Raw genomic sequence first — 18,444 nt, forward strand, 5'->3', positions numbered from 1 at the left:
CATGATCTGCTCTTTTGCTATGCAGCAAAGGAAAAGCTGAGTTGCCCGTCGGGCGCTGAGCATGGCCAACAGGTGCGCCTGCACGCATATCGCGACCGATGATCGTCGAACGCCGCGCTCAACCCTCAAGCCGTATTTGCGAGAATCACTGACAAGGTTCCGAACAGCCCTGCTCAGACACCCAACGCCAATTCGTCCGCCTGTACCTTGCCCATGTGAATGCGATTGACGAACAGCGAAAACGCCAGCTTGCCGGCCAGGCCGTGGACATGTTGCATCCACGGCGGCAACCAGCGCGGCGGCAGGATATCTCCGGAAGCGAAATAGGGTTCCAGACTCATGACGTCATGCAGGGCCAGCTTGCCGGCAAACAGATGCCGCAGCAGGTCCATGCGGCGTTGCTTGAGGGCCCATCGAAAGAATGTATGCACCGCCAGCAGGCCGCTGAGATAGACGTTGTCCTTGGCGAAGGCCGCGCCTCCTGTTACAGGCACGCCACGAAAGACGCGCTGCGCAGAATGGAAACTATCGGCAGGCGACTGGCCAAACTCTTGGAAGAACTTGTACACCTGCACGAAATCGGCACCGTTAAGCGCCATGTCGATCGCCAGGATGCGCAAGCTGATGCGCTTGAGGCGTGCAATATCAATGGCGCCGGACATGAGTTCGGCAAATACAGCCAGACCTTCCTGCGTTGCGGTCACGCGGGGCGAAGTGCGTGCCAGCGATGCCAACAGCGGTTGCGCACGACCATTGAGCGCCGTCAGCGAATGCACGAATGCCTCGTGATTCAATAACTGCTGGCGATCGTATTCGCTGAAACGCGTGCCTCCGCGCAAGCGCACACGGGTCGCACCGGCAGCCGCCTTAGCGGTGAGTTCGTCATCCACTTCGACCTGGATGATGCCTTCCCCAAAGAACTCGCCCAACGTCCGCGCCAGATCCGCTTGCAACGTCTCGGCCGAGATATGGGCTGAGATATCGTCATCTTCCAGGTCAGCGCCCAATTCATCGGATAGCTCGACGAAGTAGCGCGCGGCATCCAGGTTGCTGCGACTGCTGCCCGGGATGGCATCGCCCGGTTTGCCGTACAGCGCGATCGAAGGCCCGGTAACGCCGGCGGTACCGGCCGCCTCCAGCATCTCCGCGGCCACACGCCAGGATTCGGCGGTGCGCCGCAGATATTCGCCCAAGGGATCGTCTTCACCGGCCTCACGCTCGATGGCGTCCAGTTCGGACCTGGCCTCGGCCAGGTCCGGCACGTGATAACGCACTTCGGGTAACGTGTAATTCCCTTTGGTGTAGGCCTCGATCATCCGGTCTTCCAGCGATGCGGGCCATGCCACGGTGGGCAGGATGCGAATACCACGTACCGCCCCCAGCAGGCGCTGATCGAGTTCAGCGTATCGGGCAAGCTCAGGACGAAGGGCAGGATGTGTATTCATCGCGCCCTCTTATCCGATTGACCGACAGGGGTGGCCTGATTCAAATGATGGAGAGGCATCCTGAGCGAAGACAACCGGGGCATCGAGACCGACCCATTGAGTACGAGACTTCGATACTAGGACCAATTCGAGATCGGCAACAGGCTTTCAATCCCGTTCTCGGGCGCCACGCTGACCGTGCGGACGCACGGGCGGCCGACCACCCCGTTGACGGCGCAAGCGGGCCTCCAGCGTGGCTGCTTGTTCCTCGCGTTCATCCCGTAGTTTGAGGTAATTGCGCCAGCGGTCATGGGACAACTCGCCGCTGTCGAGCGCGGCCTGCACGGCACACCCCGGCTCACTGCCATGCCCACAATCGGCAAAGCGGCAGCTCTCGGCCAATGTTTCGATATCGGCAAACAGGTCGAGGTTTTCGTCACCCGTCAGCTTGAGCTCGCGCATGCCCGGCGTATCGATCAGGCAACCGCCGCTGGGCAGTTCGAGCAACGCACGATGCGTGGTGGTGTGGCGCCCACGGCTATCGTGTTCGCGCACCGCCCCGGTTGCCATGCGCTCACGCCCGAGCAATGTGTTGGTCAAAGTGGACTTGCCCGCACCGGAGGAGCCGACGAGCACGGCACTATCGCCCGGCCCCAGATAGGACGACAACATCGCCACGCTGGACGGGTCCTTGCCGTTGATGGCGTGAACCGGAGTTCCCGCAGGCAGGCGGGCAGCGAGGGCGTCCAGTAGCTCCTGGGCGTCATCGCGTATATCGAGCTTGCTCAGCAGCACCACCGGCTGCGCGCCCGAACCTTCGGTCAGCGATAGATAGCGCTCGATTCGGGCCGGGTTGAAATCGCCATCCAGGCCCGTGAGCACCAGGACATAATCAATATTGGTGGCGATCAGCTGCCGCTCGTAGCGCTCACCGGCTGCCGCACGCGACAACGTGGTACGCCGCGGCAGCACGGTGACGATGTGCGGTGGCTTGCCTTCTTCGATCTCGACGAAATCCCCCACGGCGGGGCGCTCTGAGGGATCCAGGCCCCGCTTGAGAAAATAGCCCGCTGGCTGCGCACCGAACAGGTGATCGCCATCGTGCAGCTCGTAGCCGGCACGATGCTGGGCCACCACGCGCGCCAATCGGCGTCCGTTGGCCGGCAGAGTGTCGCCGCGCCAACCGATGCGGCGCAGGCGATCGATCGTCTGGATGTCCGTCATGCCGCGCATTATGCATGTTCGGATCAGCGGGCAGATGGCAGCGATGCAACCCGGGCAAGCTTCGGTAAGCCTGCGTAAAGCCGCGCCCGGGCTTTCGCTGCCTATGCTGCATACATCACACCGTGGTCGCTGCAACCCTCGATGGTGCCTCGCACCAATCCCGTGGCCCTGCTAGCATCGACCGGACATCAGACTGAAACATCCCAAGGACTCCGGCAGTGGCTTCGATCAAGCCCAGTGCGCACCTGGCAGACGTGCGCTATGAAATTCGTGGTGCCCTGACCCGACGGTCACGCGAGCTCGAAGCAGCAGGCCTGCCCATCATCAAGCTCAATATCGGTAATCCCGGGCGCTATGGTTTCGAAACGCCGCATCACCTGCGCGAAGCCATTGCCAGTCACCTGCGCGATAGCGAGGCTTACGGACACGAACAAGGCCAGGAAGAAGCGCGCGAGGCGATCGCTGCCCAGCAGCGACGCCGCGGCGCTCGCGGCGTCGACGTCGAGCGGATCTTCGTCGGCAACGGCGTCAGCGAGTTGATCGATCTGAGCCTGCGCGCCCTGCTCCAACCCGGCGACGAGGTGTTACTCCCTAGCCCTGATTATCCGCTGTGGAGCGCCGCCACCCTCCTCAACAACGGCAGGCCACGCTACTACCGTTGCCTGGCCGAGAACGGACATCTACCCGACCCGGCCGAAATCGAGGCATTGGTCACGGCCCGGACTCGCGCCCTGGTACTGATCAACCCCAACAATCCCACGGGCGCGGTCTATCCGCGCGCACTGCTCGAACAGATCGTCACCATTGCCGCCAAACACAATCTGTTGCTGTTGAGCGACGAGATCTACGACGAAATCCTGTATGACGGCACGGTGTTCCAGCCCCTGGCCGAGGTTGCCGGTGACTTGCCTTGCGTGAGTTTCGGCGGCCTGTCGAAGGTGCATCGCGCCTGCGGTTACCGCGTGGGCTGGCTGAGCCTTTCTGGCGATCCGGCACGCAGCACCGACTACCGCGATGCCCTGCAATTGCTGGCGGCACTGCGCCTATGCGCCAACGTGACCGCTCAATGGGCCGTGCGCCCGGCCCTGGAAAGCGCGGCGACCATCGGCGCGCTGACCGCACCGGGCGGCCGTCTGCATGAAGCTCGCCGGGCCGTGCTCGAAGGCGTGGGTGCCAGCGATTTTCTCGCCCTGGAGGCTCCCACCGGGGCCCTCTATGCGTTCCCGCAGATTCGTGCCGATCGGCTGGTCGACTTCGATGACAATGCCTTCGCACTACGCCTGCTGGAAGAGGAATCGGTTCTGGTGGTGCCGGGGAGCAGTTTCAACGTGCCGCACAGCCGACACCTGCGCCTGACCTTGCTGCCCCAGCCCGAGCAACTGCGTGAGGTCTTCGTACGCATGGAGCGTGTACTGGCGCGCATGGCGACCGAACAACAGCCCCGGGAACCCGCCACTGCCGCTGTAGCCTGACACAGCCATGCGTTACCTGGCCCTGGGCGACTCCTACACCATCGGCGAAGGCGTGGCTGACGCACAGCGCTGGCCGATGCAATTGATAGCCCGGCTGGGCCAACAAGGCATAGCGGTGAATGCACCGCAGATCGTCGCTACCACCGGCTGGACCACCGACGAACTGTCCGCCGCCATGGACACTGCCCCGCTGGAGCCACCATACGACCTGGTCAGCCTGCTGATCGGGGTGAACAACCAGTATCGCGGACGCCATGCCCGCGAGTACGAGCATGAGTTTGCCGGCCTGCTGGCCCGTGCCCTGAGACTGGCCGGCGACCGGCGCGGACGCACGCTAGTGCTGTCGATTCCCGATTGGGGCGTCACCGCATTTGGCGTCAGGTCGGGGCGAAATACCGCGCAGATCGCGCGTGAGCTGGACGACTACAACACCATCGCCCGAAAAATCTGCGTGGCCGAGCAGGTGGCGTTTGTCGATATCACTCCCATTTCTCGCCAATACCCTGCGCAGGTCACTGCCGACGAGCTACATCCCTCGGGCGAACAATACGGGCTCTGGGTGGAATGGGCGCTGCCCACGGTGCATGCCATGCTGTCCAGCTGACCTTCCGCACCGCAACATCCCTGCAACCGATCCGCCATCGTGCGGAGACCAAACATGTGCAGACTGGTATCCCGGCTAACCACCGGAGACCCGTGCCATGGCCATCTATCACTGCCGCGCTGCCTTCATTTCCGACGTGCACCTGGGTACGCCCGATTGCAAGGCCAGTTATCTGCTGGATTTCCTGCGTAACATCCGCTGCGAAAAGCTTTACCTCGTCGGCGACATCGTCGACATGGAAGCCCTGGCGAAAAAGACGTGGTGGCACGCCGACCATGGCGCCGTACTGGCCGAGATCCTAGATATGGCCCGTCGCGGCGTGGATGTCACTTATATTCCCGGTAACCACGACGCCCCCATGCGAGGCCTCGCCGGGCAATCATTTGGCGGCGTGAGAATTGCCCTGGATGCCATTCATGAAGGCGCCGACGGGCGACGCTACCGCGTCAGCCACGGCGATGAGTTCGACCCTGAACAGGTCGGCCGCACTTGGCTGTTGCACCTGGGCGAGGTCATGCATCGCTTCATCTGCTGGACCAACCGCCGCGTCCACAAGGTGCGCCAACGTATGGAGCTGCCCTACCTGCCCCTGTCGATCATCATCAAGTCGCATATCGGCAAGGCTCTGCGTTACATCCGGTCCTACGAAGAACGCGTGGCGGCCGATGCACGCGAGCGGGGTTTCGACGGCCACATATGCGGCCACATCCATTTCGGCCACGTCCGGGCGATGGATGGCGTGCTCTACCTCAACGATGGCGACTGGGTCGAGCACTGCACCGCGTTGGTGGAAGATGACACCGGCGCGATGGAACTGCTGCACTGGAGTGAGCAGCCTGCCGCCCTGGGCCGGGCCAGCCGCGAACTGGTGCTGCCGTCACCGGCAGCAGCGCTCGCGCTCGCGCCACTGGCGCGGCGACCACGGGATTTGTCGGAGCTTCGACCGGCGGCCTGAGGCTCGGGCCCGTGGCTTGATTTTTCCGGTTCAAGCCATGGAGTTATCAACGCAGGCAAACCCGTATGCGGACCTGGGCCGACCTCATATGAAAGGCCCTGCGAAACCGGGCGCCACGGTGGGCGCACCTTGAACGAAGCCGCGGCGGCAACATATGAGGAGTATCATCCTCTTTTTCAGCCAAGCCAGCCGGAACACCTCATGTCCCTCGACGCCGCGACCCGCGCCCGTATCGAAACCCTGCTCAAGGACCACCGCGTGGTGCTGTTCATGAAGGGTACTCGCCAGCAACCCATGTGTGGCTTCTCAGCCGCGGCCACCAACACGCTCAATGAGCTGCTGCCCGACTACCACACGGTCAACGTGCTGGAAGATCCGGAAATCCGCGAGGGCATCAAGGCTTATGGGGATTGGCCGACGATTCCGCAGCTTTATGTGGGAGGCGAACTGGTGGGGGGCGCCGATATCATCCGCCAGATGTACGGTAGCGGGGAGCTCCATCAGTTGTTCGGCGCCGCGCCACCGGATCGCACGCCGCCGGAAATCACCATTACCGACAAGGCCGCCGAGGCGATCCGACAGGGTACGGCGAACGCCCAGGGCGTAGCACTGCACCTGGAAATCGGGCCGGATCACAGCGCAGGGTTTCAGCTTGCACCGGCCAGCGAGCATGACATCGTCGTCACCGCGAACGGCATCGAGGTACATTTCGACCCGGCCAGCGCGCAGCGCGCCAAGGGCATCGTGATCGACTGGGTTTCCACCGTGCAGGGGGAAGGCCTGAGCCTGAAGTTTCCTGGCGCCCAGGACATTGCCAGCATCACGGTGCAGCAACTCCAGCAGCGTCTAGTCGAAGGCAGCATCATGCTGATCGATGTGCGCCCCGCCCACGGCCGTGCAGCAGCCGCCCCGCTGCCGCAGGCCCGGGTTCTGGAAGAGGAAGGCTATGAGGCACTCGCGGCCCTTCCCAAGGACACCGAACTGGCCTTCATCTGTCACCACGGGATTTCCAGCCAGGGCGTAGCCGAACGCTTTGCCGCCCATGGTTTCACGCGGGTGCACAACGTCGAAGGTGGCATGGATGCCTGGGCACAGTTCATCGACCCGTCGGTGCCGCGTTATTGAACCGACACGACGCGCTGCGTTGAAAAAAGCCCACCTTCGCAGTGGGCTTTTTTTTGACTGCGTCCGCTATAGGTCGTTAGTCATTTATACTTGATTAATAAAAACAAGACTTTTGTCGTTATTTATTGCGAATTGCTCGACGCCATATCGCAATTGCTTGCCTTCTGTCGTAACTAATTTCGTATTGCGCAAAATATTGGCGAAGAAAAGGCCAAACGGATCGCACTTTCATGCCTGCCAGTCAGCCCGGTGCGCCAAAGCAATAAAAATGCCAGCACGGAAATGCGATAGATGTCCGTCATGGTCATAACCGTTGCGTAACTTTTGACGGCATCGTAGTGTCGAATTGCGCCGGAAATTTCGTTTGGGGATGAAACGACCGGCGTTGGGGAGTCTTATTTCAATGCCCAGCTCTATCTTCGTTGCCACGGTCCATGCCGAGGCGACGCAGGTAAGTGCGGGAGAACAAAAACTTGCATCTTTTGGGGAGGCGGGGCCAGCAGCCCTGGCTGACCGCTCTAATTTTGGAGGGTGTGTCAATGCAGTTTCGTAGGGGTTTCTCTTTGACTCGACGCCACGCCATCGCCGCAGCAGTGGCCTTGGCTCTGGGCACCGCGGGCGTTGCGCAAGCGCAAAGCAATGCGACGGGTACGATTTACGGTTCCGCTCCAGCGGGAACGGTCGTCCATATCGAAAATACCGGTACCGGCCTCAAGCGTGACCTGCCTGTCGATGCAGGCGGCCGCTATCGCGCTGCCGCCCTGCCGATTGGCGTCTACAAAGTGTCGCTGGTCAAGGACGGTGCAACGGTCGAGACACACGACAATGTGCAGACCTCCATCAGCCAGGGTACGGACGTATCCTTTGCAGCCACGACAGCCGCCAGTTCCGCCAATGCGCAGAACCTGTCCGCCGTGCAGGTGGTAGCCAACTCGCTGCCGAGCATCGACGTCAGTTCGGTGGACTCGCGCACGGTGCTCACGGCCGATCAGCTCAACAAGCTGCCGATCGCACGTACCTCCATCAGCTCCATCGCCCTGATCGCCCCTGGCACCACGCCGGCAGCCAAGGGCTACGGCAACGCGCTGTCGTTCGGCGGTTCGTCGGCTTCTGAAAACGCCTACTACATCAACGGTTTTTCAGTAACCAACCCGCTGACCGGCGTGAGCTCGCGTCAGTTGCCCTACGATGCCATCGACCAGGAACAGGTGCTGATCGGCGGCTACGGCGCTGAATATGGCCGCTCCACCGGCGGCGTGATCAACGTCGTGTCCAAGCGTGGCTCGAACGAGTGGAAGGGCGATATCCAGGCTTTCTGGTCGCCGAGCGACCTGGCTCAGGAACCGCGCAGTTCGTTCCGCCCGACCGGCCCGCTGAAGGGCTCCATCTATCAGCAGGGCAGCGGCTTCAATCCGTCCGACAACGGCGGCATGCAGTACTCCGGCTCGATCGGCGGCCCGCTGATCAAGGACAAACTGTACTTCTTTGGCGCCGCTGACTTCATCCGCAGCTCGGGCACCATCATTGGCCCGACTGACAGCGTGTTCCGCAATGGCTTGACCCTTACCGGCACGCAGGCGAACAACACCAGCAAGACCACGCGCTGGCTGGGCAAGATCGACTGGAACATCAACGATTCCAACATCGTCGAATTCACCGGCATCGGTGATGACGAGACGACCGATTCGCAGATCTACAACTACGGTGTCGATCCTGCCAATTCCGTCTATAGCGGTTCGGGTCGTGGCAGCTACCTGGGCCACCAGTACCTGAAGAACTACAACGGCACCCAGACCAATGGCACGCCGGGCGGCAACGTCTACATCGCCAACTATACGGGCTACCTCACCGACTCGCTGACCTTGACGGCGATGTACGGCAAGAGCAACTCCGACCACGCCCAGGACGTCACCGGCGGCGGCGGCAACATCTGCCCGTCGATCCAGGACCTTCGCGCTGGCTATGGCCAGAAGGGTTGCACGGTCGGCAGCACCACCATCCTGATGCCCGGCTCGAAGGACCGCACCAACGGCTGGAACCTCAACCTCGAATATCGCCTGGGCGACCATGACCTGAAGGCGGGCGTGGATCGTTACGAACTGCGCGCGACGTGGGGCAACTCACCCGTCGGCGGCACTGGCTACATCTATCGCGATATCGGTGCGCCCGGCACTGGCAACCTGATCCAGCAGCGCTTGCAGAACCTTGGCCTGGATCCGGCCCTGTTCAACCCGGCCGACTACCCGAATGGCTGGTTCGTCGAGTCGACAGGCTTGACCACCGGTACCTCGGCCCGCACCAGCCAGTCCTCGCAGTTCATCGAAGACAACTGGCAGGTTACCGATCGTTGGCACGCCTATATTGGCTTGCGCAACGAGCAGTTCACCAACTACAACGGCGTCGGCGAAGCCTATGCCAAGTCGCGCCATCAGCTCGATCCGCGCCTGGGCGTGACCTGGGACGTATACGGTGACAGCTCGTTGAAGATCTACGCCAATGCGGGTCGTTACCACCTGGGCCTGCCGACCTCGGTGGCCATCCGTGGCGCCGGTCCGTCGTCTTTCCCGTCGCAGTACTTCGCCTTCACCGGAATCGACCCGACCACTGGCGTGCCTACCGGCCTGACCAACACTTCGGCATCGGGTCTGTTCTACCTCAACAACGAGAATGGCGTACCGCCGGATGGCAAGACGGTTGGTGCCCAGGGCCTGCACTCGTACTACCAGGATGAATACATCCTCGGTTTCGACAAGCAGTTGCCCGATAACTGGGTGGTCGGCTCCAAATTGCTGTATCGCAAGCTTCGCAGCCTGATCGACGACACCTGCGACAACGGCCTTGCCGGCTTCGAAGGCCCGATGCAGAAATGGGGCGACGAGCACGGCCTTCGCGCACAGGTGGATGCCGGTATCGCCAACAGCACCGGCTGCTGGTTGTACAACCCCGGTCGCGCCAACACCTTCCTGCTCAGCCTGGGCGGTGGCCAGTACCTGAGCGTGCCGCTTTCCGCCAAGGAGATCGGCGAGCCGAATCCGAAGCGCGCCTACTACATGGCCGACTTCTACGCCGAACACCAGTTCAGCGACAAGTGGTACGGCAAGATCGAGTACACGTTCTCACGCAGCTACGGTAACTCCGAAGGTCAGCTCGACTCGGACATCGTGCAGGCCGACGTGTCGACCACAGAAAGCTGGGACTTCCCGCAGATCATGGAAAATACCAATGGTCCGCTGGCGAACGATCAGAAGCATCAGCTGCGCATCCTGGGCACCTACGCGCCGACGGATGAGTGGTCGTTCTCGACCGTCACGCGCATTGCCTCCGGCTATCCGATCAGCTGCCTGGGCTTCCGTCCGGAAGATCCGTATGGCTACGGCGGCAACTACTTCTGGTGCAATGGCCAACCGTCACCGCGTGGTTCGGTAGGTCGCACGCCGTGGACGTACAATATCGACATGAGCGTGGCCTGGAAGCCGGCCTTCCTGAACCACAAGCTCACGCTGTCGGCTGACGTGTTCAACCTGCTCGGTAAGCAGCGCGTAACACAGGTCTATGAAAACGGTGAGACGGCATTGGGTGTGCCGAGCCAGGATTATCTGGTGCCGCGTTCGTATCAGGACCCGCGCTATGTCCGCCTGGGTGCCCGCTACGACTTCAGCCTGTAAGAAAGCCTGATTCTGCGGCCACCGGGAACAGGTGGCCGCAGTGGTACTCCCCAACACTTGGCCGCCGGTTTCCGGCGGCCTTTTCTTTGTGCCAAGGCGCCGGCCTAGACTTCGCCGGCCTCGTCCTCGAAGCGCAGGTGCTTGACGCTGCGACCGTTACGGCGCACCAGCTTCAAGGCCTCGATGCCGATCTTGATATGGGACTCGACGAAATTGGCCGTGACACTCTTGTCGCTCGCCTCGGTCTTGACGCCCTCGGGAATCATCGGCTGGTCCGATACCAGCAACAGCGCGCCGCAGGGAATGCCGTTGGCGAAACCCGCCGAGAAGATCGTGGCCGTCTCCATGTCAATGGCCATGCTGCGCGTACGGCGCAGGTAGCCCTTGAAGGCATCGTCGTGCTCCCACACTCGTCGATTGGTGGTGTAGACGGTACCGGTCCAGTAGTCGTGGCCAAGGTCGCGGATCATGGTCGACACCGCTCGCTGCATCTGGAATGCCGGCAGGGCCGGCACCTCCGGCAGCAGATAGTCGTTAGAGGTGCCTTCGCCACGAATCGCCGCGATTGGCAACACCAGATCGCCGATCTGGTTCTTTTTCTTCAGGCCACCGCATTTGCCCAGGAACAGTGCCGCCTGCGGCTGCACCGCGCTGAGCAGGTCCATCACCGTGGCCGCGTTGGGGCTGCCCATACCGAAATTGATAAGGGTGATGCCATCGGCCGTGGCATTGGGCATGGGCCGGTCACGGCCTTGCACTTCCACCCCATGCCACTGCGCAAACAGGTCCACGTAGTGGCCGAAATTGGTCAGCAGAATGTGCTGGCCGAACTGATCCAGTGGCGTGCCGGTGTAACGCGGCAGCCAGTTGCTGACAATATCGTTCTTGTCTTTCATAAGACCCTTGAGGTCGGAACGGACCCGATTGCGGCCCGTATTACCGGTGACGCCACACCGGCGGAAACCCATGAAGATTGCCGGCCATGATAACAGGCTCTGGCTGCCTGCCGCAGTGCGATCCGGGGCGAGCGCCCTGCAGCGGCCTTTCTCGTGATTTTCTTGCTGCAAAAGCACAAAACGTCACTCGCGCACAGGCCGAACAGGAGGTCGGCAACGGACAGCCGGCGTGCTATGGTCCGCCCAACATGAAGGGGGACACACGATGCGCATGGGCCTGGCCATCGACGCTTCCTGCGATCTGCCGCAGGCGTTCTTGCAAGAACATGACATCACCATCATGCCGATCACGGTGAAGATCGACCAAGAGATTTTCATGGATGATCGTGATCCGGCAGAACTCAGGCGCTTCCTCGAACACAAGCTGGGCAGCCGAGGACATGCAGCCGAGACCGAGCCCTGTTCGGTCGAGGATGTACAGAAGCTCTTCCTGGAGAAGCTCGTCCTCGAACGCGACTGCGTGTTCTGCCTGACCATCACCGCTACCCGCAGTCCGATCAACGACCACGTCATCAAGGCGAGCTTCGCGGTGCTCAAGCACTACCGCGAAGTGCGGGAAAAGGCTGGGCAGACCGGTCCATTCCTGATGCGGGTCATTGACACACGCAACCTCTTCGCAGGCGCAGGCCCGGCGATCGTCGAAGCCACCCGGCTCATCGCGGCCGGTGAAGCGCCGGCCGCGATCCGCGAAAGGCTCACCCACATCGCCAACAACAGTTATGGCTACATGCTTCCGCGTGACCTGTACTACTTGCGCGCGCGCGCCAAGAAAAAAGGTGACCGCAGCGTAGGTCTGGTCGGCGCCATGCTCGGCACGGCGCTGGGTATCAAACCTCTGATTCGTGCCTATCGCGGCGATACCTCGCCGATCGGCAAGATTCGCGGTTTCGAGCATGGCGCCGAGACGCTCTTCAGTTATGCCGCCGAACGCGTTCACGCCGGATTGCTGGTCCCCGTCATCTGCATCAGCTACGGCGGTGACCTGGCTGATGTGCCCAAGTTGCCCGGCTATGCCAAGCTCAAGGCGGCTTGTGATGAATGCGGTGTTGCCTTGATGGAGGCCCCGATGAGTATCACCGGCATGGTCAATGTCGGAGAAGGCGCGCTTGCGCTTGGCTTTGCTGCCGAGGAACACGTCGCGGAATTCTGATGCGCCGCATTTTCCGATTGCTGCTCCTGTTCTCGCTGCTACCACAACCTGCCGTAGCCGATGGCGCTTATAAATGCACTACGGCCCATGGCGCGGTGGCCTACCAGGACCATCCTTGCGCCCGCGGAGAGCGACAGGACACTTTATCGATATCCATGAGCGCCGTGCCTTCGTCGCCGGCACCTGCCAGCAGCGCTGCGGTGCAGGTAAATACGGCGCCGGCACCGCAGCCCACCGCTCCATCGACACCCGGTGAGCCATTGCCACTGATGTATGTGTGCGTCAAAGCCACCGACGGCAAGAGCTACCTCAGCACCAACGGCAATCCTCAGCCGTATGCCGTGCCATGGGGCATCCTAGGCGCGGTATCCCAACCGCTTGCGCAAGTCTACGGCTCGGGCGGTGGCGGTGCGTCAGCCCCAGAGCTAAACAGGGGCAAGGTCAACTCGAACTTGGTCGCTGGACATTTCACCTGGGTCCAGGATAGTTGCCGTGCGCTGAGCATTGGCGAAACCTGCAAGGCATTGCGAGACGATTACGATGAGGTAGAGCACAAGCTTCGCCATGCCTTCAAGGACGAACGCGGATCGCTCGAGCAGCGAGAATCCCACCTGCGGGCGCAGTTGGCCAATTGCTGAGCGAGAGATCGCCGATCTGGCTGGCGACCTCCCACCTTGTTACGTTTTACGGGCTGCCGACTGGCACCTGGCCACCAGCGAAGTGCCGCTGGATACGCGGCCATATCACATTGATGCGATTGCCCTGGTTGGCCCTGCCAGCGGCTGAATTATGGAGTACGACAACACGGTTGGTGTTCCAGTCGATGACCGGGGAACCCGAACTGCCGCCCTCGGTATCACAGGTATATCGCCCTAGATTGCCTACCTGCGCAGTGACAGTACAGCGGCCGCCACCATCGACGAACAAGCCCAACTGCTTGGGTCTCCCTAAGCCATGCTGCGGAATGTAGATGACCTGCCCATTGCTCAGCGGGCCAACATCGAGACCTAAGTGGCCGAACTTGGCAATCTCCCTGAACTGAGCATCGTTGATGGTGAACAACTGGAAATCCAGCCCGGCATCTCCTTCAAGCCGGCTTCCGCCACGAACCTTCACTCCAGGCTGTGTGGCCGTACCTTCACATGATGCGTGCTCGTACCCGAACCATATTTCAAAGGCCGCGGGATTCTGATCGTTGCCCATGACATGATGATTGGTAAGCATGCGGTTTTCCGGCCCCACGCGCCACGCCGTTCCGACCCAACCTGCATTGTAAGTCCTGGCAACAGCCTGCGCATGCCTGTATGCCGCCGGGGCCGACTCTCGGTAGCACACGGCCGGCCTACGCTGATCGATGTCGATGACGGCACTGGGTAGTACCACCGGGACCTCGTCGATCGGCCTGAAGCCGACATCGACCCGGTCGATACGAAGCAGGGATTGTGCTGATGCGCTTTGTCCATCCGCGCCCAGCACAGATACATGGACATCACCGCCGTCCATCGTCATGGCCGAATACCCATGCTCGCCGCCTTCCAGCAGTGCTTGTGCATCGATCCATTGCTCATCGTCGGACGTCACCAGATGAACCCGCGAGCCGGCAGGAAGATCGCCTGCAACGAAGTGCAAGCGCAGGAACGTGGCACCGGGGTAATGCAGATCAAGACCGGTACGCGCGTTGGATGCACTCAGATTGACATCGACATCCACGACATCGGCCACTTTTATGCCTCCCGGCATGTCGGCTTTGGCACCTGACGATGCCGCGCCGGCAACGTGACTCGCCATCAGCAGTATGGCACCAAGGTATATCGAGAACGTGTTCTTTCTCATCGTGATCCGTCCGTGGTTGCGGTGATTATTCACCGCCGACCAACTTAGGATTTTCATGAGATTCCTACAGTCGCGCGACGATCCTCAAGAATGAAGGATTCGACCGCTCTTGAAAGTAACGCGATGGATACCGCTTGCGCGCCCTGCCTCTCAAAAACCGTAGTTGAGAAACCCGCCATCGACCGCGAGTACCTGACCGGTGATGTAGCTCGCCGCTGGCAGGCACAAGAACGCGATGGCGGCAGCAACTTCCTCCGGCTCGCCGATGCGGTGCAACGGAGTGCGATCGAGCACTTCGTCGAGGTAGTCGATATTGGCCAGCGCGGGCTCCGACCGTTGCGTACGGATATACCAGGGCGCCACGGCATTGACGCGAATACCATCCATGGCCCATTCCACAGCGAGATTGCGTGTCATCTGGTGCATGGCCGCCTTGGTCATGCCATACGGCGAACCGGTACGCACATGCGTTGTGCCCGATACCGAGCCCACGTTCACGATCGCTGCCTGCGCATGACGGGCCAGATGCGGATGCGCAAGACGGCACATTTCGAAGGCCGAAAACAGGTTCAACTCGAAGATCGCCCGGTATTCGTCTTCGCTATAATGCAGCGTGGCATCCGGCTTGTTGCCCCCGGCGTTGTTGACCAGCAACGACACCGGTGCGTCGAGATCGGCGATCCAGTCGAACACCGCCAACCGGTCTTCGGGATCGCTTACGTCAGCGCTGAATGCCAGCACATCCACGTCATCGAAATCGTCGGCCAGTTCCACTCGCACCTGTTCGAGTGCATCCTGATCGCGCGCGACAAGCAACAGATCGGCGCCGAGCGCGGCCAATTCACGCGCCGTGGCATAACCAATACCTTTGCTGGCACCGGTGACGAGAGCCGTGTGGCCTTGCAGTTGCCAAGCATCGAGACGGTTGTTCATGGCACGCAGCTTAGCCTATCGACGTGCCCCCTTGCGCGGCTCCCGCTGCGGCGCAACACTCCCGGAGGCTACCGCTGCGATGGATGATCATCATGAAACAGACGGCTTTCCTGCTGGGGGTTCTGGCGCTGACAGCGTGTTCGGGTAAACCCCCGTCGCCCCAGGCGCCCCAGCCGCAAGCGCGCACCGCCACCCCCTGGGACCAGATGCAGCAGGCCAAGCAAAAAGCCAAGGATGTGCAGAAGGCCAGCCAGGAGCAAGCCGATCGCCAAGCCAAGGCACTGGACGCGGCAGGCCAATGAACCTGGCAACCGTTCCCACGATCGACGCCACTACGCCGCTGCTGGATATCCGGCACGCCACTGTGCTGCGCGGCGACCGGTCATTGCTGGACCTGGCCGCACTATCGATCGCCCAGGGCGAGCACACCGCGATCCTCGGCCCTAACGGTTCGGGCAAATCCACCTTGGTCAAGCTGATCACGCGCCAGCTTTATCCGCTGGCACGCGATGATGGCTCATCTCACGTGCACATCTATGGCCGCGAACGCTGGCAGGTCAGCGAACTGCGCAAGCTACTGGGCATCGTGTCACCCGCCCTGCAACTGGACTACACCAGCGACTCGCCATTGGAAGTATTCGATGCGGTCATCTCCGGTTTCTTCGCCGCACGCGGACTAGGACTCGATCATCAGGTAACGATGCTGATGCGCGAGCGTGCCACTGAAGCCCTGAGGCTCATGCATGCCGATCATCTGATTGGACGCGAGATGGCCACGCTGTCCACGGGCGAAGCGCGCCGCGTGCTGATTGCCAGAGCCTTGACCCACCGACCGCGCGCATTGTTGCTCGACGAGCCCTGCATGGGCCTGGACCCGGCCGCGCGCCGACAATTTCTGGAAACCCTGCGCGGACTGGCTCGACATGGCACGACCCTGATCCTGGTTACGCATCATATCGAGGAAATCCTGCCTGATATCCAGCGCGTGGTGATGTTGCGCCAGGGCGGCATGTTCGCCGATGGCAGCAAGCAGGCGTTGCTGACTGGCGAGCGGCTTGGCAGCCTATTCGGCGTGCCGGTTGAAGTCACTCAGCACGAGGGATATTTCTCCGCGCGGTTCTAGCAGAAAGGCCACCCTGCGGTGGCCTTTCTGTTTACTGCGCCATGATTGTTCGTCCCATCAACGCGGCGAACAGAAGCAATACGCATAGATGTTCGGCCGACCGGCCTGCGCATGTTGCAGCAGGCTGAGTTCTGGAGCCATGGCTGGCAATTGTGCTACCCATGACGGCAACCGCACACCGTAGCTCTGCGCCACGCGGATGGCCGCGCTATCGCCCAGGCTGGAGAGGAACTGTTCGAATGCCCCCGAAGGCGTTTCGACATAACGCACGGGATAGTTCTTGCCGAGCTTGGCACGATTGGCCGCATCGCCGATGGCGTCGCCGAGACCGCCCATCTGATCGACCAGACCGCGCTCCAGCGCCTGCTGGCCGGTCCATACGCGCCCCTGGGCAATCGCATCGATGGCACTGAACTCCTTGCCTCGCGCCTTGGCCACATTGCCTACGAAATCACGATAGCCTTTGTCGATGATCGACTGGATGACCGCGCCGACCTTCGGATCGAGTGGCCGGGTGATGTCGAACGCGCCGGCTAGCGGACCGGTAGCGACGCCATCGCTCTTCACGCCCAGCTTGTCCAGCGTGCCGGGCACGTTGAAATACATGCCGAAGATACCGATGGAACCGGTGATCGTGTTGGGCTCGGCATAGATGCGATCGGCATTCATCGAGATCCAGTAGCCACCGCTGGCAGCCACGTCACCCATCGATACGACTACTGGAATGCCCGCTTCCTTGGTCAACGCGATCTCGCGGCGAATCTGTTCGGCGGCGTAGACTTCGCCGCCCGGCGAATTGACGCGCAATACGAGGGCCTTGGTGTGGCGATTTTCGCGCGCGGCGCGAATCAGGGCAGCGGTCGATTCGCCACCGATCTGCCCCGGCGGCTGCTTGCCGCCAGCGATCTCGCCCTCGGCAACCACCACCGCCACGCCGTCACCGCTCTGATCGTCGGTGTCGGGCAGGGTCGCCACGTAGCGATCAAGGCTTACCTGGCGGAAGCCATGGCCGTCCTGCGCTGCCGGCACGCCGGCCTTGCGCATCATGTCCTCGACGTCGTTTTCCGTGGCCAAGGCATCGACCAGGTGTTCGTCCAATGACAACTTGCCCAGGTCGCCCTGCGAAGCGGTGATCGCGTCCGGCAAGCCATTGATGGCCTTGCGCAACTGAGCCGGATCGAGCTTGCGCAGCTTGGCGACCTCATCGATGTATTGATCCCACAGGCCTGACATCCAGAAGCTGTCGGCTTCCTTCGATTCCGGCGAGGCGTGATCGAGGATATAGGGCTCGGCCGCACTCTTGAACTGGCCTACGCGGAATAGGTGGACGTCCACCCCGAGCTTGTCCAGCAGGTCCTTGTAGAACAGGCGGTAGTTGGCCAGCCCCATCAGCATCACGCCACCCTGAGGGTCAAGTAGCACGCGATCGGCGTGGGCCGCCAGGTAATACTGGCCCTGCTCAAGCCCGGCACCCCAGACGATCACCGGCTTGCCAGCAGCGCGGAAGCGATCCAGCGCGGCGCCCACTTCGCGCAACGACGCAAAACCGCTGGCTTGCAGGTGATCGGGCAGCAACAGGATGCGGGTGATGCGTTCGTCCTTGGCTGCCGCATCGATAGCGGCCACGATGTCACGCAACTGCACCTGTTTGGGCTGCTCGCCGGACATCGCCGCCAGCGCCCGCTGCGCGGCGCCGATGCTGTACTGCTCGACGATCTGGCCTTCAGGCTTGATCACCAGCACCGAGTTGCTGGCCACGCGCTCGGAGCGGCTGCCGATGATCATGCCGATCACGATCAGCAGCACGATGAACAGCAAAGGGAAGAAGATCATGTTTACGATAACGAGCCGGACGATATTGATGCCTCGTCCCAGCGTGCACACGAAGTGCCAGAAACCGGTTTGCCGCTGCGGAACCATTGCAGGAATTTCCCAGGAAAATACTTTGCTAGATTAGCGGGGATTCCCGGCCCGTGACAT

The 18,444-nt window shown here is 61.6% G+C and carries 15 protein-coding genes; 9 read left to right on the plus strand and 6 right to left on the minus strand.

Going from position 1 to position 18,444, the window contains the following annotated elements:
- Positions 1–173: 173 nt before the first annotated feature.
- Positions 174–1,445, minus strand: coding sequence for a flavohemoglobin expression-modulating QEGLA motif protein (locus tag VF436_RS06845; protein ID WP_330903259.1), 1,272 nt, complete (start codon positions 1,443–1,445; stop codon positions 174–176).
- Positions 1,446–1,592: 147 nt separating this feature from the next.
- Complete coding sequence (gene rsgA, locus VF436_RS06850; RefSeq protein WP_330903260.1) at positions 1,593–2,648, minus strand: ribosome small subunit-dependent GTPase A; 1,056 nt, start codon at positions 2,646–2,648, stop codon at positions 1,593–1,595.
- A gap of 218 nt (positions 2,649–2,866) precedes the next feature.
- Between rsgA and VF436_RS06855 the strand changes: the two genes are divergently transcribed.
- The 5 genes from VF436_RS06855 (at position 2,867) to VF436_RS06875 (ending at position 10,469) form a co-directional block, all read left to right on the plus strand.
- The gene (locus VF436_RS06855; RefSeq protein ID WP_330903261.1) at positions 2,867–4,120 is read left to right on the plus strand and encodes an aminotransferase class I/II-fold pyridoxal phosphate-dependent enzyme; all 1,254 of its coding nucleotides are present in this window, start codon (positions 2,867–2,869) and stop codon (positions 4,118–4,120) included.
- 7 nt (positions 4,121–4,127) lie between these two features.
- Positions 4,128–4,724: an SGNH/GDSL hydrolase family protein gene (locus VF436_RS06860; RefSeq protein ID WP_330903262.1), complete on the plus strand. Its 597-nt coding sequence runs from the start codon at positions 4,128–4,130 to the stop codon at positions 4,722–4,724.
- Positions 4,725–4,821: 97 nt separating this feature from the next.
- Positions 4,822–5,679, plus strand: coding sequence for a UDP-2,3-diacylglucosamine diphosphatase (locus tag VF436_RS06865; protein ID WP_330903263.1), 858 nt, complete (start codon positions 4,822–4,824; stop codon positions 5,677–5,679).
- A gap of 201 nt (positions 5,680–5,880) precedes the next feature.
- A complete protein-coding gene (grxD, locus tag VF436_RS06870; RefSeq protein ID WP_330903264.1) occupies positions 5,881–6,804 on the plus strand; it encodes a Grx4 family monothiol glutaredoxin in 924 nt (307 codons plus the stop codon).
- A gap of 563 nt (positions 6,805–7,367) precedes the next feature.
- On the plus strand, positions 7,368–10,469 hold the full coding sequence (locus tag VF436_RS06875; RefSeq protein ID WP_330903265.1) for a TonB-dependent receptor: 3,102 nt from the start codon (positions 7,368–7,370) through the stop codon (positions 10,467–10,469).
- Between the two features lie 104 nt (positions 10,470–10,573).
- On the opposite strand, the gene VF436_RS06880 is transcribed toward VF436_RS06875, so the two are convergent.
- Positions 10,574–11,365: an AMP nucleosidase gene (locus VF436_RS06880; RefSeq protein ID WP_330903266.1), complete on the minus strand. Its 792-nt coding sequence runs from the start codon at positions 11,363–11,365 to the stop codon at positions 10,574–10,576.
- Between the two features lie 265 nt (positions 11,366–11,630).
- Between VF436_RS06880 and VF436_RS06885 the strand changes: the two genes are divergently transcribed.
- Complete coding sequence (locus VF436_RS06885) at positions 11,631–12,575, plus strand: DegV family protein (protein WP_330903295.1); 945 nt, start codon at positions 11,631–11,633, stop codon at positions 12,573–12,575.
- Positions 12,575–13,213 carry a DUF4124 domain-containing protein gene (locus VF436_RS06890; protein ID WP_330903267.1) on the plus strand — a complete coding sequence of 213 codons (639 nt, stop codon included), beginning with the start codon at positions 12,575–12,577 and terminating at the stop codon, positions 13,211–13,213. The genes VF436_RS06885 and VF436_RS06890 overlap by 1 nt, the downstream gene beginning before the upstream one ends.
- A gap of 46 nt (positions 13,214–13,259) precedes the next feature.
- On the opposite strand, the gene VF436_RS06895 is transcribed toward VF436_RS06890, so the two are convergent.
- Together VF436_RS06895 and VF436_RS06900 are read right to left on the minus strand one after the other, a co-directional pair.
- Positions 13,260–14,408, minus strand: coding sequence for a serine protease (locus VF436_RS06895; protein WP_330903268.1), 1,149 nt, complete (start codon positions 14,406–14,408; stop codon positions 13,260–13,262).
- Positions 14,409–14,558: 150 nt separating this feature from the next.
- Positions 14,559–15,341: an SDR family oxidoreductase gene (locus VF436_RS06900; protein WP_330903269.1), complete on the minus strand. Its 783-nt coding sequence runs from the start codon at positions 15,339–15,341 to the stop codon at positions 14,559–14,561.
- Positions 15,342–15,433: 92 nt separating this feature from the next.
- Between VF436_RS06900 and VF436_RS06905 the strand changes: the two genes are divergently transcribed.
- Entirely contained in the window at positions 15,434–15,643 is a 210-nt protein-coding gene (locus tag VF436_RS06905) for a hypothetical protein (protein WP_330903270.1), read from the plus strand.
- On the plus strand, positions 15,640–16,464 hold the full coding sequence (locus VF436_RS06910; RefSeq protein WP_330903271.1) for an ABC transporter ATP-binding protein: 825 nt from the start codon (positions 15,640–15,642) through the stop codon (positions 16,462–16,464). The genes VF436_RS06905 and VF436_RS06910 overlap by 4 nt, the downstream gene beginning before the upstream one ends.
- A gap of 57 nt (positions 16,465–16,521) precedes the next feature.
- On the opposite strand, the gene sppA is transcribed toward VF436_RS06910, so the two are convergent.
- Positions 16,522–18,384, minus strand: coding sequence for a signal peptide peptidase SppA (gene sppA, locus VF436_RS06915; RefSeq protein WP_330903272.1), 1,863 nt, complete (start codon positions 18,382–18,384; stop codon positions 16,522–16,524).
- Positions 18,385–18,444 lie beyond the last annotated feature (60 nt).

This window comes from Dyella sp., from assembly GCF_036384435.1.
GTDB lineage: Bacteria > Pseudomonadota > Gammaproteobacteria > Xanthomonadales > Rhodanobacteraceae > GSA-30.

Excerpts from the sequence above, each read along its gene's own strand:
- sppA (WP_330903272.1), bottom strand. The coding sequence starts at position 18,384 with ATGGTTCCGCAGCGGCAAACCGGTTTCTGGCACTTCGTGTGCACGCTG.
- VF436_RS06895 (WP_330903268.1), bottom strand. The coding sequence starts at position 14,408 with ATGAGAAAGAACACGTTCTCGATATACCTTGGTGCCATACTGCTGATG.
- VF436_RS06860 (WP_330903262.1), top strand. The coding sequence starts at position 4,128 with ATGCGTTACCTGGCCCTGGGCGACTCCTACACCATCGGCGAAGGCGTG.
- VF436_RS06905 (WP_330903270.1), top strand. The coding sequence starts at position 15,434 with ATGAAACAGACGGCTTTCCTGCTGGGGGTTCTGGCGCTGACAGCGTGT.
- VF436_RS06885 (WP_330903295.1), top strand. The coding sequence starts at position 11,631 with ATGCGCATGGGCCTGGCCATCGACGCTTCCTGCGATCTGCCGCAGGCG.
- VF436_RS06880 (WP_330903266.1), bottom strand. The coding sequence starts at position 11,365 with ATGAAAGACAAGAACGATATTGTCAGCAACTGGCTGCCGCGTTACACC.
- VF436_RS06845 (WP_330903259.1), bottom strand. The coding sequence starts at position 1,445 with ATGAATACACATCCTGCCCTTCGTCCTGAGCTTGCCCGATACGCTGAA.
- VF436_RS06900 (WP_330903269.1), bottom strand. The coding sequence starts at position 15,341 with ATGAACAACCGTCTCGATGCTTGGCAACTGCAAGGCCACACGGCTCTC.
- VF436_RS06890 (WP_330903267.1), top strand. The coding sequence starts at position 12,575 with ATGCGCCGCATTTTCCGATTGCTGCTCCTGTTCTCGCTGCTACCACAA.
- VF436_RS06865 (WP_330903263.1), top strand. The coding sequence starts at position 4,822 with ATGGCCATCTATCACTGCCGCGCTGCCTTCATTTCCGACGTGCACCTG.
- grxD (WP_330903264.1), top strand. The coding sequence starts at position 5,881 with ATGTCCCTCGACGCCGCGACCCGCGCCCGTATCGAAACCCTGCTCAAG.
- VF436_RS06910 (WP_330903271.1), top strand. The coding sequence starts at position 15,640 with ATGAACCTGGCAACCGTTCCCACGATCGACGCCACTACGCCGCTGCTG.
- rsgA (WP_330903260.1), bottom strand. The coding sequence starts at position 2,648 with ATGACGGACATCCAGACGATCGATCGCCTGCGCCGCATCGGTTGGCGC.